We start from the raw sequence: 25020 nt of genomic DNA, 5'->3' as shown, positions 1-25020 counted from the left end.
TGTCGACAGCGGCGCCGCCACTATCCCGATGCCCGAGCATTATATGGAAGATTAATTTTCTTCATTCATGAAAAAAAAGCCCTGCGGGGCTTTTTTCATATCTGTTATCCCTTTTTTAAAATGCGTTCAAGCGGACGCTTTAAATCAATAAATCCGCATAAAGCCCCTGCTGCGATACCGCCTAAATGACAGAAGTTGGCAATACCGTCCATAAAAAAGCCTAACGCAATAAATAAAAGGCTTACCGTAAAAAGCCCCTTAGGGATATACAGTTTATAAGGCAAATCCTTCCTTAAAGACAGTACCGCCATATAACCGATAAGACCGTACACGACTCCCGACATTCCCCCAAAAACCGCTCCTGTAGGTAAAAACCATAACTGAGCGATATTGGACAAAAGAGCGATAAGAACAAAAAGCCCTATAAGCTTTACTGTCCCTAAATACCTCTCTATCGGTCTTGCAAAGGCTTCCCACATAACAAGATTAAAACCGATATGCATAATGGAAAAATGCATAAACGCAGGTGTTATAAGGCGATATAACGCAAAGTCCTCACTTATAAGACGACTATCGTATAAACCCAAAGCTTCAATAACCCAGGGTTTTGCCACAAACATCAATAAATAAACAAGAACGCAGACAGCTTCAACTGCTGTAGTAAAAGAGATAAGCTCTATTGAAAATAAGGTAAAACCGCGCGCTTTTATTTCAGGTCTTTTTCGCAACACTCGTCCGCGCTGCCAAGCTGCCTTTTTATATTTTTGGTTTAAAGGATCGCGGGCAAATTCGGCAAATTCAGTTTGCGCACGATAAAGAACAAGCTCATTATCCACGCATACCGAATAATTTCCGCCCAATTTTTCCCTAACGATGGCATTTATATTTATTGACACTAAATAGTCGGCAAAAGTCAGAGCCAAATCTTTATGCGCGATGACTCCGACTTCAAAGGTAAAATTATCGTAATTCACTATTTTTTATTCAGCCAATCCAAATACTCGGCTACGCCCTCTGCTACGGTCTTGAATTTAACGTCGCAGCCGGCGGCTCTTAGCTTGGTTAAATCAGCCTGTGTAAAACACTGATAATGACCTACCAAATGCTCAGGGAAAGGAATGAATTCAACCTCACCGTGTCCGTGATGTTTTATTACTGCTTTGGCGATATTTAAAAACGGCTCGGCACGGCCCGTTCCGCAGTTATAAATTCCGGACGGTCCTTTATGCTCAAAGAACCATAAATTAACTGCGGCGACATCTCCAACATAAACGAAGTCGCGAGTCTGCCCGCCGTCGGGATATCCGTTACATCCTTTAAAAAGCTTGGGATTTTCACCGCGCAGCATTTGATTGTTAAGATGGAAAGCAACGCTTGCCATAGTTCCTTTATGACCTTCACGCGGACCGTACACATTAAAATATCTAAAGCCTACGACCTGGGATTTAAGTTTAGGCAAACGTGCTCTTACATATTCATCAAACAGGAATTTTGAATAGCCGTAGACGTTAAGCGGACCTTCGTTTTGACGATCTTCGACAAAAACCTCACCGCCACCGTATGTCGCTGCTGATGACGCATAAAAGAACGGGATGCGATGAGCAGTTGCAAACTCAAACAAAGTTACGGTGTACTCATAATTGTTCTTCATGACGTATTTACCGTCCCACTCGGTAGTGGAAGAACAGGCCCCCTCATGGAAAATCGCGTCAATGGAAGCAGCGCCGTAACGCTTATCAAAAGCTTTTTCGTCTTTTACAAGCTCGATAAAGTCTTCTTTATCCATATAATCTTGAATATCAAGATCGATTAAATTGATAAACTTATGTCCGTTTTTCAAATTATCGACCACTAAAATATCTTTTCTGCCTTTATCGTTTAAAGCTTTGACGATATTGCTGCCGATAAAACCGGCACCGCCTGTAACTATGATCATGGCAATTCCTTCAAATTTAAAATCTACTAGCTAGATTATAGCCGACATGAAAGCTTTTAGCTCCCAATTGCGATTTTACTTTTAACCTTAGGCGTTTTAAGATCGGTAAAAATACCTTTAAAGAGAAAATAAGAGTGCGAATTCTAGTTATTGCCCCTTCTTGGCTTGGTGACCTTGTTATGTCGCAAAGCCTATATAAAGCCATAAAACAAGCACAGCCTGATGCTTTAATCGATCTTTACGCTTTAAAATGGATGTTCCCTATCATAAAGCGTATGGAAGAAGTCAACAGCGTCATTGAAAATCCTTTTGCCCACGGCAGCTTTGACTTTTTAACCCGCAGAACCGAAGGATTAAAGCTGCGCGGTAAATACGATAAAGCGATTATTTTGCCTAACTCCTGGAAATCGGCATTAGTTCCGTTTTTTGCCGACATAAAAGAGCGCCGCGGATTTATCGGCGAATCCCGCTATTTCTTATTAAACGACTATCGCAATAACAAAAAAGATTTTCCTTTAATGGTTGAGCGTTACAGCGCTCTTGCCTTTTCTAAAGATACTGTCAAGACAGCGCAGGATCTGCCTGACATTCTATATCCGAGCTTAAAAACTCAAAAGCCTGACGCTAATCTCTTAGAAAAGCTCGGCATCAATCTTTCACGTCCGCTTCTTGCTTTAGGGTGCGGAGCAAATTACGGACCGTCAAAACTCTGGCCGCCTGAGTATTTTGCGGCTGTGGCAAATAAATGGATTGAAAAAGGCGGGGCGGTATTAGGTATCGGATCTAAAAACGATATTCCGACAGTCAATAAAATAAAAGAACAGCTTGATATAAGGTATCTTCCTTATTTTTACGATATCGCAGGCAAAACCAACCTCGTTGAGGCTCTTGATATTACAGCCAGTGCGGCAGCTGCAGTCTGCAATGATTCAGGTCTTATGCATTTGGTTGCAGCGGTAGGTATTCCTCAAGTCGCCATTTTCGGTTCAACATCTACAGGATATACCCCACCGCTTTCAGACAAGGCCGTTTGCCTTGAATCGGATGAACCGTGTCATCCTTGTTTTGAGCGTACCTGTAAATTTAAGACATATGCTTGTCTTAAAAAGATAACTCCTGACCTTGTGCTTGAAAAACTGACAAAACTCACCGGAATATGACATGAGCTTTAAGTCTTCCTTAATTCTTTGTGCTTACAAAGCGGCAACCGCGTTAATCGCTCCTTTAGGTGCAATGTTTCTTGCATATAAAAAGCGCCGCGATCCTCCTTACGGCAGGAGAATTTTTGAGCTTTTAGGCTTTTATAACGTAAGTTTCCACCGCAGTATATGGTTTCATACCGTAAGTGTCGGTGAAGTCAACGCCGCCGCCCCTTTAATTAAAGCTTTCGTTAAAAATCATCCCAAACTTAACGTAGTGGTAACCACTACGACCACCACCGGGGCTGAACAGGTAAAAAAAATCTCCGGTGTGACTCATTTATTCGCGCCTCTTGATTCACCTATTGCGTTAAGACGCTTTACCAACGCCATAAAGCCAAGTCACCTTTTTATCATGGAGACGGAATTATGGCCAAACCTCCTTGACGAAGCACATAAAAAAAATATCAAACTAATCGTCTTTAATGCCCGCATGCCGGAAAAAACCTGCATTAAATACAAAGAACATCTGACTTTAATCAAAGATTTGATTTCAAATAAACTTGATGAGGTTATCTGTCAAACTGAAGATGACGCCAAGCGCTTTATAAGGATCGGAGTCCCCGAAAACAAAGTAAGTATCAGCGGCTCGTTAAAATACGACCTAAAACCTAATGAAGCACTGTTTTTTGACGCGAGAACCGGCATCAAACCGCACTTTAAAGATAAATTCGTCCTTTGCGCTTTCAGCACTCATGAAGGAGAGGAGGCGCTTCTTATCGATGCCTGCATTCAAATCCGCAGCAAGCACCCGAATCTGCGCTTTATTATCGTACCGCGCCATCCTCAGGATACGGCCGCAACTATTAAGTGTCTTAAGGAAAAAAGCCTTCCTTATGCGTTAAGAAGCTCTTTTAATCAGAATTTAGCCGCCTGGGGAGATGAAATCCTTATCGGAGATACCATGGGTGAAATGGAGCTTTACCTCGGGCTTAGCGATGCAACCTTTGCAGGGGGAAGCTTTGTCGATATCGGAGGGCACAATCCTTTGGAGCCGGCTTTCTTTGCTCTGCCGGTTATAACCGGTCCTATCTACTATAACTTTAAAGATTTATTTGAGACCTTATTTGACTGCGAAGGCGCAATCCTCGTCCATAATAAAGAAGATTTGATTTCAGCGGTTTCATCCCTGATGGTAAATCCCGACCGGCTAAAGCGTGTCGGGCTTAACGCCATGGCCGTCCAGCAGCAAGGTCGCGGGGCCCTTGATAAAACTTTAAAGACAATAGAAGCTAATTTAACCCGCTAATGCGGCTTCCTTTAATAAAGCAAAATCGCTTTCTTTAAAGTGCGCCGCGTTATCCGTAATCCGTACCTCTTTATTAAAAGAGCGTAACAAACGGGCAAGCATCGCGTCTTTATCCTGACGGTTCAAATCGGTTAATTTACATTTATCAAAATCGATAACGTAAACATCACCTTTATTATCAAGAAGGATATTACGGATATTCAAATCGGTATGCAGTACTCCGACGTCAAAAAAACGCTTTAGCGTACTGCCTATCTTGGTAAACTCGTCCGCACTTAAATGTCTTTCTTTAATTACATAAGACAAATCGGCGCAATTTTTAATCTGCTTTATGATTATGTAATTACGTAAAAATAAGCCTTCTTTCTCTTCTTTAGCGGCAACAGGATCAGGGACCGGCAATCCTTTTGCTTTCAGCTTGACAAGCAAAATAAACTCATCAAAGGCCCGATGCGCATCTTGCGCTCCAATGAAAAACTTATCATGCATAAGTTTTCCCCAAAGTCCGCCGCGCAAATACTGACGCAACACCAAGTTTTCACCTGACAAAGAAAATAAAGCAGTTTGGCCGCGCCCGCCTTTAAATTCAAGGTTATCTGCATTTTCTTTAATAAAAGCTAAAGAAAAAAGCCTATTTAACTCAGCTGCGCTTTTATACGGCAGCGCAAAATCATCTGCCGTAATAAATGTTGCGTTCTTAAAAACAACCTGCTTTGTCATTTTTGTGCTTCTTGTTGTGCCTTTAACTCTAAAACCTTGTCTAATTCATCAGGAGATAATGCGCACTTATCCTGATAGCGGCCATAGCAGAACATATTTACCTGATCGACATAACTTACGCTTTCATGGAACTTGCGGGAATTTGTGGCGCTGACAAAGTTCATCGCCACCATAAAAGCGGCAAAATAAAACATGTACTTAGGCTTTAAGAAGAAAATTTTTCTTTCCACAAGGCACAAAACCGGAAGCAGCGCAAAAGCAAATAAAATAATTATCTGCCAATAATTTAAGGTTAAAGTCGCGGCAGCGGCGGCTGCAATCAGTGCGACAATTGCGGCAATCGAAATTTCGCGCACGAAATTAAACTCAGGATTCTGCTCTTTTAACTCACGTTTTTTTAAAAGCAAAATGTAATTTGCATAAGCGCTTATAAGCACCGTTATACCGCCTATAACCTGGGTAAGAACAAGCCAGGTGTAGCGCAAAATATCAAAAACAAGCGGCATATCGCCTGCAAGAGGCGCCGAGACGATAGATTTTTGAGTTACCAAAAGCGAACCGAATCGCAGCCAATATAAAAGAGCTTTGAAAATCGGGTACACGTGCACCAAGCCGTAGCCGAAATACCTGTCTTTGGCATATTCCTCAGGGTTGCTGACAATGCGCTCATTTACCATAATCTCCATGAAGTAAGGGATCAAAGTAAGAGCAATCAGAGCAACGCCTACTATCACACCTAAATAACTTACCTTGATGGCCTTTCTAAGCCACAAAACTCCGGAAAGGGCGACAAGAACGGGCCAGGAATAATGAAACTGCATGCACCAGCCTGCAGCCAAAACCAAAACGACCGAGAAGGAAAAACGCATTAATGCACTTACTTCAACATCCCGTCTTAACCTTATCAGCATATTTAAAAACAGCGCCGCACCGAACGACAGGTATGACGGGTTATATAAAAGGCTGTCATATAAAAACCACGGATTTAAAACATATAAAAGAGCACCAAAAACCACGGTTTTACGGGAAAACAGCAAAGTTAAAGCATTAACGAATATCGCATAGCCTATAAGCCTTATGACAAGCAGCAGCAATACGGGAGATAGCGGATGGGCAAAGATAATAAGCGGCAAGCCGATTACAATGGATGACAAAGAACCCGGGACATTGCCGACGGTACTTGCCTCATTGCCGTAAGGCAGGAATTCTCCCGTCATTAAAGCGTGATAGCCCTTTTCAATCATCTGCAGCTGATCGCCGCTTACGATTTGGTTTGACTCATAGTAAAAAGCCAAAACAAAGGAAATAAGCGCAAAAAGGCAAATTGCCAACAGATCTTTTGAGGTAAGCTTCTCGGGCAACACTTATTTATCTCCTAAATATTCGGAAAAAGTTCTTACGGCCTCAAGCAAATGAGCATCGCGCGCAGTATTGTCGGTATCGTTATAGTGTTTGTCTTTAAAACGCAGCATGCCGAGCTCATCGATAAGAACGATGCGATCTTTTTCAACAATAGCGTTCTCAAGATAAGAACCGCACAAAACATAATTCACAGGTTTTAAATTAAAAAGATTCTGCCCGATGCTGAAATCACTTATAGGATTCGTCACGCCGAACACTTCAGGCAATATGGTTGCAGTCAAATCATAAGCGCTAGTCGTCATGTCCACGCTGCCGTGGCCTTTTCCCGGCCATTTGATGATAAGCGGGATCTTGATCTGGGCATTAGTGAAGTTTGAATTATGTCCCCAGAAATTATCGCCGTTATCGTTAAACTCCTCACCGTGATCGGAAGTAATGACAACTACCGTGTTCTCATCGTAACCGTTATCTTTTAACAGATCCAAAATCTTTTTGATGTTGAGATCGGCATAATAAACGGAATTTTTATATAAATTAAAATACGGCGTAGGATCGGTATCTTCCTTTAATGCCAAATGGTTAACCGTGGTCCATGAAGGCTGGAACGGACCTTTAAATCCTTCAGGAATTGCCGTGCTATGCACATTATCAAGGAAAATAAAGCTAAAGAAGTTTTTATTATCGGCCTTGCGCTTGCCTAAAAACTCAGCAAAATCATTAATGGCATCGGCATCACGCTCAAATACGGTATTACCTTCAGACTGCGGACGCAGATTTTTCTCCCCGACAAAAACGGTATTATGAAATTCGGGTTTAAATACGGTAGCTGAAGTAAATACGCCTAAAGCGTAATTCTTGTCGCGAGTTGCCTGAACGATGGCAGCGGGAATTCCGGCTGACAGAGCAACCTGCCAATAAGACGGCGGCAATCCGTAAAAAAGACCGAAAATTCCACCTCGAGTTGAATTAGAACTTGAATAATGATCGTTAAAGACATATCCGCCTTCTGAGAAAGCATAGGCATTAGGCATAATGTCTTTAGTAAAAGCGTCATAGCGCAAAGTATCGATAGCAAGCCATAAAACGTTTAACTTTTTCTCAACAGGAGCATACTGGAGCTTTTCTTTAGGGTATTTGAAAAAGCCGCTTTGACCTACATGAACTTTACGATTGGCAATATCTTCTTCAGTGATATAGCCGACCTTGATTAAAAAAGAGTTCATGGTTAAAGGCTTGTACACGGGAAGACGATTGGCAATCTCGGTAATAGGCAAAACCGCTTTTGCCGAGGCAAAAGCATGGACAAAGTTAGCGCCAAGGTACAAAGCTATAGCGATAATGACAAAATATATTACCTTACGCGAGTTTTGAGCAAAAGAAAACGCCAGAATTACCGCCGCTGCGGCAAAGAACAGTAAAACGGCAACTTCAAGCACAATCGATAAAATAGTTGCCGTTGAGAATGAAATAATCTGTCCGCCGCCGTTTACGAATAAATCGAGCATGGCAAGATTTACATGAAAACGGTACAAAGAAAACACATGGGCATCAACGGCTAAAACAATCTGCAGCAAAAGCGCGATGATTACGCTGTAAAAAATAAATCCCTTTCCCCATGTTTTCTTTAACAAAGCCGGAACAAAAAGAAAAATAAGGCCGCCCAATAAAAAATAGATGAAAAAAAGACCTATTGCCGCTGCGGCAAAAGTCATAAGGACGCCTGCCGAACTCTTATTAAAGTCCGGAGCAAAAAAAGTTGAATAATATAAAGCTAAAGGTAAATTTAAAACTGCAAACCAGCTTATAAGACGTAAACTTTTAACCATGATACTTTCTTCTTTTTTCTTTTTAAAAAGATATGTGCGATCTTAGCAAAATTACGTCAAAAGCGTTCTAATTTACCGTAGGAAAAACACCGATATCCCGACATTTTGCAAAATATCGGGAAGTCGGTGTCGTTTTTGAAGATTTAAAGCTTAAGTGACTCTTTTAATTTAGTTGAAAGTTCGGGCATTGCCCCTTGCTGCGTACAGACATATGCTGAAATCTCTACGGCCTTTTCATGAGCAAAATCAAGCGTTTTTCCCTGCATCAACAAACTTACCAAAGAAGCTGTAAATGAATCACCGGCACCAACGGTATCCACAGCCTTAATTACCGGAGTCTTTTTTATTGAAATCTCGTCATTTAAAAATACCGTGCTTTGTTTGGCGCCTTCGGTAAAGATAAAGCAGTAAATACCGCGTCCTGCAAGATAATCCCGATATGCTGCGGCAGACGCGTTTTTAATGCCGGCAATTTCACACAAGACGGGAAGCTCATCTTCATTGCACTTGAAGATCTCTGTACGTTTTAATGATTCTTCTATAATTTCTTTAGAAAAATAATTGCGCCTTAAGTTTACGTCAAAAACTCTGATGCGATTATCCTCATCCATCGCGTCAAGGAATTTCATAATGGTTTCATGAGTCATCTTGCAGCGTTGAGCTAAAGTTCCAAAACAACACATCTGTACTTTTTTAGCCGTCTCCTGCAATAAATCATTAAATTGAATATTGTCAAAAGCCGTATCTTCAAGAAATAAATATGTCGGAACACCTTTGGCATTTAACAGAACATTAACGGCACCGGTACTTTTACTGTTAGGCAGAAGCAGAGCCGGCAAAAATTTAGCGGCCAAAATATTTCTTGCTTTAAACCCTAATTCATCGTTGCCTACAGAGCTGATAATTATGGAATCAAGTCCCAACTGCCTGCAATGAAACGCAAAATTGGCAGGAGCTCCGCCGATTTTGGCCTCATTAGGATAGACGTCAAAAAGAACCTCCCCAAGACCCGCGCATTTAATGCGCTTTCCGCCGAACTTCCTGAAGTCCAACATATATTCACCTCAAAAATTTGTAAAATTTATCTATTTGAAACCGCAATTCCAGCTGTTGACGCTCGGGTAAGCAGCATCGGTTCAAGACAAATGTGTTCAAAATCACCGGTCTTTCCGTTTATTCGTTCAAACAACAATCTGACCGCAACAGTGGCCATTTCTTCTACCGGTTGTCTTAAAGATGTCACAGGTGTCGGATAAAAACGTCCCCACTTACTGTCACCATATGCAACTACCGAAACTGCATCCGGGATTTTTATCCCTTTTAAATTGAGTGCATACAAAATTCCGGCTGTTATAGCGTTATTAGCTCCGACAATTGCTGTAGGTCTGCTCACACCGTGACGCATCAGCAAAATACTGGTTTGCTCGAAGGCTCCCATATATAGTTCATCGAACTCGACAGCATTAATGTCAATAACTTCAATATCATTTGCGTAGTTTTGTGCAGCCTCCGCCCTTTCGCTAAAGGTATACACTTTACGGCTTCCTGACAAAACAACTATTTTTTTATGCCCTAATGCCGTCAAATGATCCAAAATCTGCTCCATCCCGCCTTTATTATTGACAACCACGCTGTCACAAGACAACTCAGGCAAGGTTCTGTCTACCATCACTACAGGGATGTTGGAATCAAAAGATCTGTACGTTGCGGCAAAACTCTGTGAAGGCATTGCTACTATTCCCTTCAAATTAAGGCAATCCCATTGCTTTAAAAGCTGAGCCTCAAGCGCACTCTGCTCATAAGTACAGCCGACAACTACAGAATAATTTCTTGAATATGCAAAATCCTGAACGGTCTTTACAATCATATTGGAAAAGCTGTTGGTCAAATCAGCGACCAAAATACCAATAAGGGCAGAAGGGTTATGTAATGAATAACTGCCTTTTGTTAATTTATTTAAATAACCTTGTTCTTTTGCCGTTTGCAAAACCAAATGTCTGGTCTTTGCCGAAACCATTTGCGGTTTTTGCAAGGCGCGCGAAACGGTAGACGGAGATATTCCTAAAGACTTAGCAATAGTTGTAATACTTGCCATGACATACATTTTGATTCTTTGCTTTCAAAAATGAAGATACCACTTAAATTCGAGCATATAAAGTTAAGTTAACAGCAAATTTGCAAATTGTTAACCTTATACACAAAAATTTATGCAAAGTTTTGCATTAATTGCACTATTTTCTTTTAATTTTTAATCTTATTTTAACTTAAATTTATCATCTTATAATTTATTGATATTAAACGATAATTAAATATTTTGTTCTGTTTTTACATATTCTGTTTTTAGAAAAAATCACTAGACTTTCGTAAAATTTCTTCGTTTTTTATTTCACATAACACGTGTTATGCAAAATTTTGCAATAATTTTTGAGATTTGCAAATATTTTTTCATTGTTCGTTTATTCCATTATTTACTCAACACAAATCGTGTCCGTAACACGAAACATTATGCAGGTGGTATTTATATGAACAAAAGACTTTTACTGTGGGCCGTAACCTCGGCCCTTGCCGGATTGCTATTTGGATTTGATACCGTTGTCATTTCCGGCGCTGAAAGCAAAATTCAGCAACTGTGGTCATTAAGCGGAACCATGCACGGTCTTGCCATCAGTGCCGCACTCTGGGGTACCGTATTAGGTGCTTTAATCGGCAGTATTCCTACCGCTAAATGGGGCAGAAAAAAGACTCTTATTTGTAACGGATTTCTTTTCATTTTTGGAGCAGCCGGTACCGCCTTTGCCTGGAACTTCACATCATTTGCGCTGTGCAGATTTGTAGGCGGGATCGGGATCGGTATTTCAACTATTGCCGCACCTCTCTTTATTGCCGAAATATCACCGGCGCAAGACAGAGGCAAATTAACCGGTTTATTTCAATTTAATATAGTATTCGGTATCTTGCTTGCGTTTTTCTCAAACTTCGTAATTATGCAATTTGCTCCTGAACATACAGCCTGGCGCTGGATGCTCGGAATTCAATTGGTTCCTGCCGTTTTATATACGATTTTATGCTTCTCTTTGCCTGAATCCCCACGCTGGCTTATAACTGCCGCCAATAAGGACGCAGAAGCAAAACATGTTTTCTCTTTAATTAATCCTACAATGAATGAAGCCGAGCTTGACAATCTCGTAGCACAAATCAAGCAAAGCGCTATTGAAGAAGGCAAAAACAAAGAAACAACAACCAAATTCTTTACAAAACGCCTACGTTACCCGATTTTATTTGCCTTTTTAATTGCTGCATTCAACCAACTTTCAGGAATTAACATCATATTATACTTTGCGCCGCGCCTTTTAGGTCTTGCGGGTATGGAAGATCCTGTTGCAGCTTCAATTTCTTTAGGCGTAACCAATTTAATCGCTACTTTCATAGGTATACGCTTAATCGACGTACTCGGACGAAAGACCCTGCTTTTAATCGGTTGTATGGGCTATATTTTAAGCCTTGCCGTCTGCACCTTCTCATTCTTTAATTTCAGCGAGCTTAAAGTCGTTTCATCCTCTATAGATACAGTTGCATCAGCTCAGCAACTAATAAATATGGAAGCAGGAAATATATACTTCACGCCTGAAGACAAAGACAATGCCATTATCAAATATAATCAGGCCCGCGACAATCTGATTGTCGTAACTGCTAACGATCAATTCAAAGACTTAACTGCAAGTCTTGATGCAAACACTCCTGTAGATAAAGTCCTTAGTGTCGCACAGCAAGTCAAACATGAAGCATCTTCCGACTTGGGATCTGTAAGTTTTGTTGTCCTCATTTGCATGATTGTCTTTATCGCTTCCCATGCCATAGGATCAGGAACAATCATATGGGTATTCATCTCTGAAATCTTCCCTAACGATCAACGTGCTAAAGGACAATCACTGGGCAGTTTCACCCACTGGATTTTTGCCGCCGGACTGACATTAGTCTTCCCGATCGCTATTGCAAAGTTCGATGCGGGGTACATGTTCGGATTCTTCTGCTTTATGATGATCCTCCAATTAATTTGGTGTAAATTCATGATGCCTGAAACCAAAGGCAAAACCCTTGAGGAAATCGGCGCAATTCTGGCTAATAAATAAAAAGTCGACTGAAAAGCTCTGCAAATGCAGGGCTTTTTTACTTCTGTCTCATTTTCAATAAAAAAGCCACTTTTCTTTTTAAAAACACCGCAATAATTTATTTATTTAAAATCAACAAGTTATTATTAACATTATATGTTTTTGAGTTATTTCATTATGCGTTTTTGAGGTAATTTATTATATATTTTTGAAGTGAGTTCATTTTTTCCGCTACCCCAAAAACATGCTTATACCGGAAGAACTATAAACGATTGCTAAAGTAAAGCCGACTACTTTCCTCTTTTGCTAAAATTAGTAAAAAGGAAATTAACTCTATGGCAAATTTAAAAAATATCTGCGTATTGCGTCTTTCAGCCTTAGGTGACTGCATCAACGCTTTCGGTTTTATCGGCGGCTTAAAAAAAGCCGATCCTAATCTTGATGTCAGTATGATCATCGACAAGCGTTTTGCCTCCATGTTCAAAGATGCAAACGGCAATGACTTGATCCCCCTTTATACGGTTGACTTTAAAAACGAAGGTCTTAAAAGTATTCTTTCCCTTAAAAAAGAATTAAAAGGCAAAACCTTTGACGCCCTTTTAAATATTCAGACTTCAATTAAAGCGTCGCTTGTGTCTCTTGCCGTAAAAGCCCCGCTTAAAATCGGCTACGATAATGCAAGATCACGCGAAGGTCAGCGTTTTTTTGTCAATAAAACAGCCCCCGCTTCCGATAATCCCCACGTTCTTGCCGGCTTTATTTCTTTTGCCAAAGCTTTAGGTTATGACAATGTCACCCCGTTTTGGGATTTTAAGCTTGAAGACTCTGAATTATGTGAAATACGTAAAAAACTGCCTGAAAAACCTATTTTTGCCATAGCACCGGCATCTGCCAAAGCTGAAAAAAATTGGACGGTAAAAGGTTACAGCGCTCTTGCAAAACTCGCTATTGAAAAAGGCTTTGCCCCTGTGCTTTTAGGTTCTAAAGCCCCGATTGAATTAAATTTATCCAAAGCTATTGCCGATACCGTAGGAAACGGAGTTATTAATCTGTGCGGCAAAACCACACTACGCCAAATGCTTTGCATCCTGAAAATCGCCAAAGCGGCATTGTGCCCTGACAGCGGAACTATGCACGCGGCAAGTGCAGTAGGTACCCCGGTTATAGGATTATTTGCAAGACACAGCGAAAAACGCGTCGGTCCCTGGAATTATATGAACCTATGCGTAAGTGTTTATGATAAGCTTGCAAAATCTGAGCTAAACGGTAAAGAAGCGCCATGGAGATATCGCGTCAAACAAGAGCATGCCATGGAACAAATCACAATTGACTCGGTAAAAGATATGTTTTTAAAGGTATTAAAGGAGATGGATTATGAGTAAAAAAATCCTGGCGGTATTCCCCGGTACTTTTGATCCTCCGACTTTAGGGCATTTTGATATCATCACCCGTGCATCCCGTCTTTTTGATGAGCTGCTTATTGCCGTTGCCAACAGCCCGAGCAAACATACTCTGATTACCCTTGAAGATCGCATCAAAATGATGAAAGAAAGCTGCAAAGATCTGCCTAACGTAAGAGTGGAAGGATTTTGTGAGCTTTTAGTCTCTTTTCTTGCAAAACAACAGGCTAAAGTCTTGGTGCGCGGAGTAAGAACCGTTGCCGATTATGATTACGAAATTCAGCTGACCGGAATGTATCGTACTATGATGCCGGAACTTGAAATAGTCATGCTGCCGACATCCGGAAACCTTTCTTATATTTCATCGACGCTCGTACGCGATGTAATCATTCACCGCGGCGATATTTCTCCTTTCGTACCGCCTGCGGTTACTGAACTTGTCAACAATAAATATATTCACTAAGCGTTTTAATGCTGACAATGTCCGCAAAAATAAGTATGTCTCTGCCCTTGCACCGTCCCTAATATAGGATGACCGCAGCGAGGGCACTTTTCACCTTCATGCCCGTACACGTTTAAATTCTGGACAAAGTAGCCGGGCTTACCGTCAGCGCCTGAAAAATCTCTTATGGTAGTACCGCCCTTTTTAATGGACTCCTGTAAAAGCTTTCTTATCACGTCAACAAGCTTTACACATTCCTCACGTGTAATTGTCGATGCTCTTCTTAACGGTGAAATTTCAGCAAGAAATAAAGACTCGCTGGCATAAATATTTCCGACGCCGACAACAACCTTACTATCCATAATCGCCTGTTTGACCGCGATATGGCGTTTTTTTAAAGCGTTATACAAATAATCGGCGTTAAACGCGTCACTAAACGGCTCGGGGCCTAAATTTTTTAAAACCGGTGACGCTAAAGGATCATCTCCCTCTTTGACATAAGCGACAAGACCGAAGCGCCGCGGATCGTTTAAGCGTACGTCTTTACCGTTATCAAGAGATAAAGCGAAATGATCGTGAAGAATAAATGGAGCGTCATTATCAACTACTTTTAAATGACCGCTCATCCCCAAATGCACGATGATAGAACCTTTAGTCGTAGTGACGATGATATATTTGCCGCGTCTTTTAAGCGACAAGACTTTTGCGTCTTTTAATTGATATAAATCATCGCTAAGCGGGATCCTAAGTTTCTTTTCTCCTTTAAAAACCGATTTAATGACGCTGCCTTTTAAAGCAGGCGAAACTCCGCGCATCGTAACTTCGACTTCAGGTAATTCGGGCATAAATTTACTCCGTAAAAAAAACAAAACCCCGCAGTTTAACGTGCAGGGTCTTAAGCTTAAGCAAGAAAAAATTACTTAATCTTGCCTTCTTTGTACAGGACGTGCTTACGAACTACCGGATCGAACTTCATCATCTCCATCTTACCCGGAGTGGTGCGACGATTCTTGGTAGTGGTATAGAAGTGACCGGTACCTGCAGAAGAATTCAAACGGATCTTTTCGCGACCGCCTTTCTTAGCCATGATATTCTCCTTTAAACTCTAACGCCGTTTGCACGCATATCGGCAAGAACGGAATCGATGCCTTTCTTATCGATAGTACGCATGGCTTTGGTGGTAACACGCAATCTTACGAAGCGGCCTTCACTCTCAACCCAGAAACGGTGGTACTTAAGATTAGGAAGAAAACGACGCTTAGCCGCATTCTTCGCGTGGGAACGATGGTTACCCACTGCCGGGCGCTTGCCCGTTACTTGGCAAACTCTGGACATGTCTCTCACACTCCAAAAAACGATACAGGGCTACAGCACCTAAAGCTGTAACCGAAAAATTTGTTTTATTTATTAGTTGCGCGGATAACTGCGCAAAACCCTACGATCGAAACGATCTCTATTTTGCGCTGCGTCAACTTAAAAAGCAGAACATGCCTTGTCATCATGCTCGCAAAATTCGTGGTTTGCAGATTATAGACTAAAATCACATAAAAAGATCATTAACTTTGAAATTTTACGGATCTTTTTCACTAAATGCCAAGAAAAAAGCCGTTTCATCTACTAGTTTAAGCCTCTTTAAAGAGATTTTTAATCCTTTTTCTATATTCAAGCGGACCGATTCCCTTTCTCATTTTAAAAGCCGTACTGAACTTTCCTTGATTCATATAGCCTAACCTATGAGCAATTTCCCCAATCGAAAGAGACTCGTCCTCAAGCAGATCTTCCGCCTTGTTCATTCTTATTTCCTTTACGAAAGCATCTATAGATTGACCGGTTATATCCTTAAAGGATTCCTGTAAGGTCGTCGGATTTATTCCGAAAATTTCAGATAAATTCGCTATGGTGTAATGTTTTTGCAGATCTTTTTTAAGAAAATCCGTTACTTTTCTTACTTTTTCGATTTTTATTTGGCTGTTGAGCCTAAGTACACTGTGTTTAAAGTGGTGGAAAGCTCCCAAATAGGTTAATAGGCTGTAACAATTAAGCTTAAAAAGCGACTTTACGCATTGGATTTTTTCATCTTTTAAGTTATTAAAAATTCCGGTTACAAAATCTTCTGCAGCAAATGACTGTGAATACTCTTTTATGCAGAAGCTTTTTACTATGTCATCAAGTGAAAAATCCGTGCCGATTTTTTGTAAAAACGCAGTATCAATAAGCTCTAAATCAAAGCTTAGGCTTATACCCGAGTAAAAGCCTAACGGCAGTTTTACCCTTGACTGTGCGCAGCTGCCCGCGTTATGGATCAAAAAATCATTTTCCCCTGCAAAAAATGTATCCCCATTTTGCATAGTCCATCCGATGCGCCCTTTTCTACAAAAATCGACTATAAGCGTATAAGGACGATGTTTATGAGAAAACGAAAAGCTATCCCCTTGAAGATTGAAAAACGAAACTTCAATTCCGGAATCTACGCTTACTGAGTAAAAACTCTTTTGTCCGCATCCTGATGTTTTAAGCGATGCGTAAACAGATCCTTTCTTCTTTTCCATATCTTATTTCAAATTCCATTTTGCTCCGATATAAGCTTTTTTATCCGTTTATAAGCTTTTTACACAACTACAACAATTTTGTCATGGTATTTATACAATATATATAAAGATTGAGCAATTGCTCAATTATTCAAAATTTAAATTATGGAGAAAAATATCATGAAAAAGACTTACAAAATCGATGTCGATTGCGCCAATTGTGCCAACAACATGGAAGCTGCCGCTAAAAAGGTTCAAGGAGTAAAAGACTGCACCGTCAACTTTATGGCCCTAAAAATGATTGTCGAATTTGAAGAAGGCGCAGACGTCAAGAGCGTAATGCAGGAAGTTCGCAGCGCCTGCAAAAAGGTAGAGGACGACTGCGAAGTTTTTCTTTAATGAAAACAAGGCCTCTTAAATAAGAGGCTTATTTACTTAGAGGCGAGAGCAAATCAAATGTCCAAAAAACAAAAAATAATGTTATGGCGCATTTTAATTTCCATAGCCATGCTGATTGCTTTAGGATTTTCACCTGTCCAAGGTTATCTTAAATTTATCCTTTATATGGTCGTATACCTCATAATCGGCTATGACATATTGTTAAAAGCCCTAAAAGGTATAAAGAACCGCCAGATGTTTGATGAAAGCTTTTTGATGACAGTAGCCACCGTAGGCGCTATTGCACTTGGCTTATATAAAAGCGGAGATTACACCGAAGCCGTCGCAGTAATGCTCTTTTATCAAATCGGAGAATGGTTCCAGAGTTATGCGGTAGGAAAAAGCAGACGCAATATTAGTGAACTTATGGACATCCGCCCTGATTACGCCAATTTGGAGCAAAACGGAAAAATTACCAAAGTCGATCCTGACGAGGTGGGAATAGGCAGCATCATTGTCATCAACCCAGGCGAAAAAGTCCCTATCGACGGAATTCTGGTTCAAGGGTCAAGCAGTCTTAACACCGCGGCTTTAACCGGAGAAAGCTTGCCGCGTGATGTCTCCGTAGGTGATGAAATAGTAAGCGGATCAATTAACCTTACCGGAGTCATCAGAATTCAGACAACTAAAGACTTTGGAGAATCAACCGTTTCAAAAATTTTGGATTTGGTGGAAAACGCCAGTTCAAGAAAATCAAAGTCAGAAGACTTCATCTCAAAATTTGCCCGCGTTTATACTCCGATTGTATGTATTGCCGCCTTGATTTTAGCAATAGTGCCTCCACTTGTTCGCATGACAGCTTTAAACCTTGAGCCTATGTTTGACGATTGGATTTACCGAGCTCTTACCTTCCTTGTAATAAGCTGCCCGTGCGCCCTGGTAATAAGCATTCCTCTGTCATTTTTTGCCGGAATCGGCGGATCAAGCCGCGAAGGAATATTGATTAAAGGTTCAAATTACATGGAAACATTATCAAAAACCAAATATGTGGTTTTTGACAAGACAGGAACCTTAACTCAAGGCGTATTTGAGGTAAACGGAGTCCATCACTCAAAGCTGGAGCCTAAAAAAGTCATTGAGCTTGCCGCTGTCGCCGAATGCTCTTCATCCCATCCTATAAGCAAGAGTCTGCAAAAGGCTTACGGCAAATTTATCGACCGCAAGCGCGTCGGCAATATCACCGAATTAAGCGGCAAAGGAATTATTGCCGAAGTTGACGGACATAATGTTGCAGTCGGCAACGCAAAACTCATGGATCATGTCGGAGTTGTTGCCATTCCCTGCCATCAGGTAGGAACCATCGTCCATGTTGCAATTGACAAGGAATATGCCGGACATATCATCATCTCGGACATAATAAAACCACACGCCAAAGAAGCAGTCTCCGAATTAAAGCGTTCCGGCGTTGAAAAGACGGTTATGCTCACGGGGGATGCCAAAGCAGTGGCCAATCAGGTAGCTTCGACTCTCGGCATTGACGAGGTCTACAGTGAGCTGCTGCCTGAAGGCAAAGTACAAAAAGTTGAAGATCTCATCAGTAGAAAGCCTGAAAAAGCCAAACTTGCTTTTGTCGGCGACGGAATCAACGACGCTCCGGTACTGTCCCGCGCTGATATCGGTATCGCTATGGGAGCAATGGGCTCCGACGCGGCAATCGAAGCTGCAGACGTCGTGCTCATGGATGACGATCCGAGCAAAATTGCCAAAGCAATTAAAATCTCCCGCAAATGCCTTAGCATCGTATATCAGAATATCGTATTTGCCATCGGAATTAAGGTTGCCTGCCTAATTTTAGGTGCTGTAGGTATCGCCAATATGTGGTTTGCCATCTTTGCTGATGTCGGTGTCATGATCCTTGCGGTGTTAAACGCAATAAGAGCCCTCTTTGTTAAAAAGCTCTAGTTATATGTGCAATAGTCGGCAGACCTGTTATACAGGTCTGCTTTATTATATAAAACTTTTTACATTCTCTTAAAAGACCTATTCGTTCTCTTCTACAACAAAAATGATTTTAAAGAGTCTAAAAAACATAAATATTTTCAAAAAACGAGATTTTTGAAAATATCCCTATCTTTTTATTTACCAATTTGACAAAAAAACACCCGACAGCCTAAACCGTCAGGTGCAAATAACGAAAACACTGGAGTTTTTTAGTTAAACTTTTTCTTGATTCTTACGAACATACGCTCAATGCAGTAGGCAACAATGAAAACAAGAGTAATTGCCACACCGGCAGTACCATAATCGTAGCCTTGCAAACTGGTAGAAATCACAAAACCCACACCGCCGGCACCGACCATTCCTAAAATCGTGCACTCGGAGAAATTAACCTCAAGACGCATGCCGCACCATGCGACAATCTGTGACAAGGCTGCAGGCAATACCGCATTAAAGAACACATTTACGCGAGTCGTTCCCGTTGCTTCCAATGCCTCCAAGGTCTCCTCCGGGATGCTTTCAAAACTCTGGGCAAAAGACTTAGTGAAAAAAGCCGTAGTATGTACGCAAAGACCGGCAACACCGGCTTCAGGTCCCATACCTAAACATACGAGCATTAAAAGAACCCAAATAGGAGTAGGAACCGCTCTTAAAAAAGAGAAGAACGACTGCACGAAAACCGACAGAGCATTAATCTTAAACACGTTGCGTGCGGCAAACATGCCAAAAAAGATGCCTAACACCATGCTGTACAGCAATGAAAGGACCGCAATACATATGGTGTCAAGCAATGAGGTTAAGATTAAATCAATTTTAGAAAAATCATAATGTCCTAAATTCCAAAATACCGTACCGATATCGGGAATACGGCTTAAAATTTTCGACCAATTAATGTCAAGATACAAAAGACTGACAATGGCAAGAAACAAAACCGACCACAAAAATACAGGGATGGCTTTGTTTCTGTCTTTACATTTAACCGGGATTTTTGGAGTCTTTTGCTGCTGCGCAAAAACGTCGTCCATAACAATTTCACTCATTTTAAAAGCTCCTTACGCAATTTGCCGGTTAATTGATCAACCAAAATTACCATTACGGCGATCATTAAAATGATGCTAAAAGCAATGTCATAATGGAAAGTCTTAATGTACGAGAACAAGGTCAGGCCGACACCGCCGCCGCCCACCATACCAACGATGGTGGAAGCACGGATGTTGACTTCAATACAATATAAAAACCATGCGATAAAACCGCTTAAACATGACGGCAAAATTGCCTGGCTTACGCGTTGAAAGAATGTAGCGCCTACAGCCTCAAGACTCTCGACACAATCATTTGACACATCTTCCATGGTCTCGACAAAAGCTCTTACCATAAAGGCAAAGCTTGTAATACATAAAGCGATAAAGCCGACACCGGTTCCGATACCCAAAGATGAAAACAAAATAAAAGCCCATACCAAGGTTGGGATGTTTCTTAAAAATGTCGCAAAGCCGCGTACGAACTTGGCAGTTTTGGGGAAAGGAGAAATCTTTTCACTGCCGAACAAAGCAGTAACAAAAGCTAGAATTGCTGCAATAGTAGTTGATGCCATAGCAAGAGCTAATGTCACCAATATACTTTCCATAACATCAGGCAAACGATTCATTTTCGGAAGCTTGGGCGGAAAGAAATCTTCACTTACAAACTTCCAAATTGAGTCTCCGTTTGCAAACAAAGTAAAAACATTAAATTTTGTAACAAAAGTACTGATGCAGAATACTATTACAGTTACGATTAAAAATCCCGTATAAAGCTTTTTGAGATCTTGCGGGATTAGCGGGATCTTAGGATGCATTTTGTGTGTTTCCTATCATGAGATTTTCACGGGAAGTACCGTAAATCTTTTCAATCATGGCTGCGTTTAAATTACAAGGACTGTCGTTAAACATCACTTCACCTTTTGCCAAGCCGATAATACGGGTTGAATAATTGACCGCAACATCCAGTTGGTGAAGATTTACAAGACACGCGATATTACGTTTTGCCGTCATGGATTTAAGCAAATCCATAATGGTTTTAGCGCTTGACGGATCAAGAGAGGCTATGGGTTCATCACACAAAAGGATCTTAGGATTTTGCATAATTGCTCTGGCAATGCCGACACGCTGTTTTTGTCCTCCGGAAAGATCGGCTGCCCGGTTATAAGCAAAATCTTTAAGTCCTAGTTCATTTAAAAGATTTAAAGCCTCAATCTTATCTTCTTCCTTATAGCGGCCTAAAATACCGTTTAAACCGCTCATATAGCCAAGGCGTCCGTGTAGGACATTCTGTAAAACCGATAAGCTGTAAACTAAATTGTAATTTTGAAAAATCATTCCTACCTTACGGCGCTGATTACGCAGATCTTTTCCTTTTTGCTTTGAGATCTCCTCGTCATCAAGAATGATTTTTCCTTCAGAAATCGTGATTAATTGATTGACGGCGCGCAGAAGAGTTGATTTACCGGAGCCCGACGGTCCGATAATTGAGACAAACTCTCCTTCTTTAATCTCAAATGACACGTTTTTAAGAGCATGTACGCCATTTGAGTAAATTTTGCTTACGCCGTCAAATTTCAAGATTGTTTTCATTTTTACATGCCCGTTTTGTTATTAAAGTTCGTTGATAATCTTGTTAAGTTCAATGATCGGCGCGTAATCAGCCATACTGCAAGGAACAAAGCGGGAATGCGGCAGCTTAATAACGTCGGTAAAATACTGTTCGTTATCATATGAGGTTAAAAATTGCTGCAGCTTGGCACGTGTATCGGCATCAACATGCTCGGCTACAACCATGCACTCTGCCGGAATTGCCGCAGATTCGTGAACGATGCGCACGGCATCTTTGGGAGCATTTCCGTGCTCGATTTCAGAAGCCAAAATCTGATCGGAAATCGGTGCAATGTCGACATCCCCCTTGACAATAGCCTGCAAACCGGCCTGATGAGATCCGGAGAAACTTACGGCTTCAAAGAAATCACCGTTTGCGTGAAGTTCTTCTGAAGTAAGCTTTTCTGCAGGGAATGCCTTAATAATCTCGGCAGTAGGAACCAGATTACCGGAAGTCGACCCCGGATCAACAAATGCTATGGTCTTGCCCTTGAAATCCTGTATGGAGTTAATATCTTTGTTAGCGCTGTTAACAATAAAAACTGAATGGTAAATAGCTTTAGCTTTATCGCCGTCAGCAGCTTTCATCACGATAGGCTCCATCTTGCTGCGGGTAACGCCTAGAGCCAAAGCCTGCGACCCCATGTATGCCATATCAGCTTTTCCGGTACGTAATGCTTCAACAATGGCGTTATAGTCAGTTGACTGAATTTCTTCAACTTCACAGCCTAAAAAAGCACCCAAATCTTTAGCCAAACCGTTTCTTGCGTCGGCGCTTTGAGTGGTTGATTCATTCGGAGCGTAAGCAATGGTAAATACTCCGTCATCTTCACCTGCTACTGCCTGACCGATACCGGCTAACATTGCCGCGCCACAGATTGCAGCAGTGATTTTATTCAACAATTTCATTTTCTTTTCCTCTTGTTAATAGATGGATTCAAGTATTGAAGCTATATTTTCATTAGTTAATAAAACCGGATTGTTATCGGCTCTGCCCTTGGTGATACATAAAGGAACCAATGCTTCAATATCCGATTTGTCTGCGCCCCATTGGGACAAGGTGCTTTTAATCGATGCTCGCGTCAAAAGCCCGTTAATACGTGCTTTAAACTCATCGGCATCTTTAACGCCCAACGCTGCAAGCAAAGACTTAGGATCTTCAATTTGCGGCAAGTTGAGGGTAAAAACGGGAGCCAGCAGCATGCTTACCGCCACTCCGTGCGGAATGTGATAATGCATGGTTAAAGGATAGGAAATTGAGTGGCAGGCGGTTGTCTTGGTATTGCTGAAGGCAAGACCTGCAAGCATGCTGCCTTTTGACATTGCATCATGGGCTGCAAAATCTTCGCTGAACAAGCCGTCGATATGCAGCATAATTTCACGGATAGCGCTTAAGGCAAGTGCTTTTGAAACACAGTTTGACGCTTTTGCCCAATAACTTTCTACAGCGTGGGCTACGGCATCAAGTGCTGAAGAGACCGCAAGTGCTAAAGGTAAAGTTGAAGACAAATCAGGATCGATTAATGCCGCGTAAGCATAGTTCTCTTTGCTTTCAACCGAACGCTTTACTTCTATTTCAGGATCCCAAATCGTTGCCCAGCAGGTAACCTCACTACCGGTGCCTGCGGTTGTAGGTATGCCGATCCACGGCATTTTATTTTCCGTAAAGCGCTTATCAATGATTGCCGTACGCAGGTCATCGATATTTGAAATATCAAGATCGTGCAAACAACATAAAGATTTGGCCACATCCAGAACCGATCCGCCGCCGATACCCACCACGGCTCCCAAATTAAGCTTACGGGTATGATCATATACCCCGAACAAATCCTGAACGGAAGGATTTGAGGCGGTAAAAACCACAGGATGAACCTTATAACCGTCCTGCTTATTTAAAAGATCTTTAATTATTTCATGTTCAAGAACGCACTCGGACCAAACAATAAGCAGCACATCCGATCCTTTATCTGCAACAAGCGACTGCAGAAGGTCGGGTAATTTTGCAAGGCACCCTTTTCCCTGACAGATTTTCACCGGATTGAAATAATGATTCATTGCCTATCCTGCCTTTACTTAGTCTCGTTGAGCTTGTTGATAAGCTCTGGAAGATCGCTTATTGAATCAAGTACGTAATCAGCACCCGCCTCAAGATATTTTTTGGTAGCCAATTCTTTTTTAGCTTTAAGATCGGAATAAGACATCGATTCGTATTCGGCTTCGGACAATCCGAGCAGGTTTGAGCCCTTAAGCACGCCGACACTGACAGCTCCCGCATTGACGCCCTCTAAAATATCGACGACGGTATCCCCTACTTTTACGACCGAACGGGGAGGATATACATTTAATTGACGCATGCATTCAAAAAGCATGAAAGGAGAAGGACGACCGTATCCTCCGGTTTTATCCGGGGTAACGACGCAATCAGGGCTATAGCCTAACTGCTTTGCGGCGGGAATTACTTTTTCCATCATCTGGGAGTTGTACCCGGTGGTAGATCCGATTTTTATTCCCATAGTTCTTAAAGCGATAACTGTCTGTAACACTCCGTCAATAGGCTTGCTGTAATCTGCTACGATTTCATATAAGGTAGCCTCAAATTCTTCATATAACCTTTGAATGTCCTTCTCGTCGGACTCTCTGCCGTAATGCTTAAACCATTGCTGTTTTGCTGAATTTAAAGACAATAAAGATCTGATATGAGCTTTTTTCTCCATACCCATCGGACCGTTAATCTCATCTAAAGTAAGATTAATGCCGTTTTTTGAAAAAACGATATCAAAAACTTTACTGGGGGCGCTTGAACCGTAGTCAACGGTGGTACCGGCCCAATCAAAAACAACTGCTGATATTTTGTTTTGCGAAGACATTTTGTTTTCCTTTAAAACTTTGCTTTATTTTGCTTTGTTGAACGCAGTATATTAAAGAGAAAACAGCACAAACAATCATGAAACGGTTAAAAGTTTATTAAATCCGTGTTAAGAGGTTTATTTAATTGAAATATAAATAAATTTATATGAAAAAATCGTGAAAATAATTTTTAAAACTTAAAAAACACGATCATGAGTCATATAAAAATACAGCAAATTATTAAATTTATATGCTGTTTTTTGCTGTTTTATGCATTAAAAATACGAAAATTAACACTCCCAGGGACAAAAAGATCCGCTACCGCTAAATACGAGATATTCTTTACCGGGTTTAACGATTTTTAATAGGAAAGGCAATACTCTTCTTGAAGCAATT

General features: G+C 41.1%; 24 protein-coding genes. 7 read left to right on the top strand and 17 right to left on the bottom strand.

Annotated elements, in window-relative coordinates; genetic code table 11:
• Positions 1 to 104 precede the first annotated feature (104 nt).
• Both QZ019_RS03675 and rfaD read right to left on the bottom strand, forming a co-directional pair.
• On the bottom strand, positions 105 to 974 hold the full coding sequence (locus QZ019_RS03675) for a rhomboid family intramembrane serine protease (RefSeq protein ID WP_294567654.1): 870 nt from the start codon (positions 972 to 974) through the stop codon (positions 105 to 107).
• Positions 974 to 1936, bottom strand: a complete 963-nt coding sequence (gene rfaD / locus QZ019_RS03670) for an ADP-glyceromanno-heptose 6-epimerase (protein ID WP_295482409.1) — start codon at positions 1934 to 1936, stop codon at positions 974 to 976. The genes QZ019_RS03675 and rfaD overlap by 1 nt, the downstream gene beginning before the upstream one ends.
• Positions 1937 to 2070: 134 nt before the next feature.
• On the opposite strand from rfaD, the gene waaF reads away from it, so the two are divergent.
• Both waaF and QZ019_RS03660 read left to right on the top strand, forming a co-directional pair.
• The gene (waaF, locus tag QZ019_RS03665) at positions 2071 to 3096 is read left to right on the top strand and encodes a lipopolysaccharide heptosyltransferase II (RefSeq protein WP_295482407.1); all 1026 of its coding nucleotides are present in this window, start codon (positions 2071 to 2073) and stop codon (positions 3094 to 3096) included.
• Between the two features lies 1 nt (position 3097).
• Positions 3098 to 4384 carry a 3-deoxy-D-manno-octulosonic acid transferase gene (locus tag QZ019_RS03660; protein WP_295482405.1) on the top strand — a complete coding sequence of 429 codons (1287 nt, stop codon included), beginning with the start codon at positions 3098 to 3100 and terminating at the stop codon, positions 4382 to 4384.
• Here the strand turns inward: QZ019_RS03660 and QZ019_RS03655 are convergent.
• From QZ019_RS03655 to QZ019_RS03635, 5 genes are all read right to left on the bottom strand, one after another.
• A complete protein-coding gene (locus QZ019_RS03655) occupies positions 4373 to 5104 on the bottom strand; it encodes a 3-deoxy-D-manno-octulosonic acid kinase (protein WP_295482404.1) in 732 nt (243 codons plus the stop codon). The genes QZ019_RS03660 and QZ019_RS03655 overlap by 12 nt on opposite strands.
• Positions 5101 to 6468, bottom strand: a complete 1368-nt coding sequence (locus QZ019_RS03650; RefSeq protein ID WP_295482403.1) for a 3-deoxy-D-manno-octulosonic acid transferase — start codon at positions 6466 to 6468, stop codon at positions 5101 to 5103. The genes QZ019_RS03655 and QZ019_RS03650 overlap by 4 nt, the downstream gene beginning before the upstream one ends.
• Complete coding sequence (locus QZ019_RS03645; RefSeq protein ID WP_295482402.1) at positions 6469 to 8292, bottom strand: sulfatase-like hydrolase/transferase; 1824 nt, start codon at positions 8290 to 8292, stop codon at positions 6469 to 6471. It lies immediately after the preceding gene.
• Positions 8293 to 8435: 143 nt separating this feature from the next.
• Positions 8436 to 9347: a PfkB family carbohydrate kinase gene (locus tag QZ019_RS03640; protein WP_294567640.1), complete on the bottom strand. Its 912-nt coding sequence runs from the start codon at positions 9345 to 9347 to the stop codon at positions 8436 to 8438.
• 26 nt (positions 9348 to 9373) lie between these two features.
• Complete coding sequence (locus tag QZ019_RS03635; RefSeq protein WP_009143301.1) at positions 9374 to 10387, bottom strand: LacI family DNA-binding transcriptional regulator; 1014 nt, start codon at positions 10385 to 10387, stop codon at positions 9374 to 9376.
• 427 nt (positions 10388 to 10814) lie between these two features.
• Here QZ019_RS03635 and QZ019_RS03630 point away from each other — a divergent pair, with 427 nt between their 5' ends.
• The 3 genes from QZ019_RS03630 (at position 10815) to coaD (ending at position 14264) form a co-directional block, all read left to right on the top strand.
• Positions 10815 to 12422 (top strand): MFS transporter, encoded by a 1608-nt coding sequence (locus QZ019_RS03630; protein ID WP_295482399.1) that lies wholly within the window; start codon positions 10815 to 10817, stop codon positions 12420 to 12422.
• Between the two features lie 314 nt (positions 12423 to 12736).
• Positions 12737 to 13783, top strand: a complete 1047-nt coding sequence (locus tag QZ019_RS03625; RefSeq protein WP_295482397.1) for a glycosyltransferase family 9 protein — start codon at positions 12737 to 12739, stop codon at positions 13781 to 13783.
• The gene (gene coaD, locus QZ019_RS03620) at positions 13776 to 14264 is read left to right on the top strand and encodes a pantetheine-phosphate adenylyltransferase (protein ID WP_294567633.1); all 489 of its coding nucleotides are present in this window, start codon (positions 13776 to 13778) and stop codon (positions 14262 to 14264) included. Before QZ019_RS03625 ends, coaD begins: the two co-directional genes overlap by 8 nt.
• Positions 14265 to 14269: 5 nt before the next feature.
• Here coaD and mutM read toward each other — a convergent pair whose 3' ends face one another.
• The 4 genes from mutM to QZ019_RS03600 all read right to left on the bottom strand — a co-directional run bounded on the left by mutM (position 14270) and on the right by QZ019_RS03600 (position 16792).
• Positions 14270 to 15088: a bifunctional DNA-formamidopyrimidine glycosylase/DNA-(apurinic or apyrimidinic site) lyase gene (mutM, locus tag QZ019_RS03615; RefSeq protein ID WP_295482396.1), complete on the bottom strand. Its 819-nt coding sequence runs from the start codon at positions 15086 to 15088 to the stop codon at positions 14270 to 14272.
• A gap of 71 nt (positions 15089 to 15159) precedes the next feature.
• On the bottom strand, positions 15160 to 15330 hold the full coding sequence (gene rpmG, locus QZ019_RS03610; RefSeq protein WP_294567629.1) for a 50S ribosomal protein L33: 171 nt from the start codon (positions 15328 to 15330) through the stop codon (positions 15160 to 15162).
• A gap of 11 nt (positions 15331 to 15341) precedes the next feature.
• Positions 15342 to 15578 carry a 50S ribosomal protein L28 gene (gene rpmB, locus QZ019_RS03605; RefSeq protein ID WP_009143307.1) on the bottom strand — a complete coding sequence of 79 codons (237 nt, stop codon included), beginning with the start codon at positions 15576 to 15578 and terminating at the stop codon, positions 15342 to 15344.
• A gap of 287 nt (positions 15579 to 15865) precedes the next feature.
• Positions 15866 to 16792: an AraC family transcriptional regulator gene (locus tag QZ019_RS03600; RefSeq protein WP_294567627.1), complete on the bottom strand. Its 927-nt coding sequence runs from the start codon at positions 16790 to 16792 to the stop codon at positions 15866 to 15868.
• Positions 16793 to 16951: 159 nt separating this feature from the next.
• Between QZ019_RS03600 and QZ019_RS03595 the strand changes: the two genes are divergently transcribed.
• Positions 16952 to 17170, top strand: coding sequence for a heavy metal-associated domain-containing protein (locus QZ019_RS03595; RefSeq protein ID WP_295482392.1), 219 nt, complete (start codon positions 16952 to 16954; stop codon positions 17168 to 17170).
• A 78-nt stretch (positions 17171 to 17248) separates the two neighbouring features.
• Positions 17249 to 19111: a heavy metal translocating P-type ATPase gene (locus QZ019_RS03590; protein WP_295482389.1), complete on the top strand. Its 1863-nt coding sequence runs from the start codon at positions 17249 to 17251 to the stop codon at positions 19109 to 19111.
• Positions 19112 to 19359: 248 nt separating this feature from the next.
• On the opposite strand, the gene QZ019_RS03585 is transcribed toward QZ019_RS03590, so the two are convergent.
• Genes QZ019_RS03585 through phnX form a run of 6 tightly spaced genes read right to left on the bottom strand, consistent with a single transcriptional unit; the run spans position 19360 to position 24644 of the window.
• Positions 19360 to 20187: an ABC transporter permease gene (locus QZ019_RS03585; RefSeq protein WP_294567850.1), complete on the bottom strand. Its 828-nt coding sequence runs from the start codon at positions 20185 to 20187 to the stop codon at positions 19360 to 19362.
• Positions 20184 to 20984: a phosphonate ABC transporter, permease protein PhnE gene (gene phnE, locus QZ019_RS03580; RefSeq protein ID WP_289512127.1), complete on the bottom strand. Its 801-nt coding sequence runs from the start codon at positions 20982 to 20984 to the stop codon at positions 20184 to 20186. The genes QZ019_RS03585 and phnE overlap by 4 nt, the downstream gene beginning before the upstream one ends.
• The gene (phnC, locus tag QZ019_RS03575; protein ID WP_289512126.1) at positions 20974 to 21759 is read right to left on the bottom strand and encodes a phosphonate ABC transporter ATP-binding protein; all 786 of its coding nucleotides are present in this window, start codon (positions 21757 to 21759) and stop codon (positions 20974 to 20976) included. The genes phnE and phnC overlap by 11 nt, the downstream gene beginning before the upstream one ends.
• A gap of 21 nt (positions 21760 to 21780) precedes the next feature.
• A complete protein-coding gene (locus QZ019_RS03570; RefSeq protein ID WP_295482384.1) occupies positions 21781 to 22686 on the bottom strand; it encodes a phosphate/phosphite/phosphonate ABC transporter substrate-binding protein in 906 nt (301 codons plus the stop codon).
• A 15-nt stretch (positions 22687 to 22701) separates the two neighbouring features.
• Positions 22702 to 23832, bottom strand: a complete 1131-nt coding sequence (locus QZ019_RS03565) for a phosphonoacetaldehyde reductase (protein ID WP_295482382.1) — start codon at positions 23830 to 23832, stop codon at positions 22702 to 22704.
• Between the two features lie 14 nt (positions 23833 to 23846).
• A complete protein-coding gene (gene phnX, locus QZ019_RS03560) occupies positions 23847 to 24644 on the bottom strand; it encodes a phosphonoacetaldehyde hydrolase (protein WP_009143316.1) in 798 nt (265 codons plus the stop codon).
• Positions 24645 to 25020: the final 376 nt, after the last annotated feature.

The organism is uncultured Succinatimonas sp. (genome assembly GCF_905203285.1).
Classification (GTDB): Bacteria; Pseudomonadota; Gammaproteobacteria; order Enterobacterales; family Succinivibrionaceae; genus Succinatimonas.
Note: the sequence above shows the minus strand (reverse complement) of the source record. Positions and strands in the feature narration are given on the sequence as shown.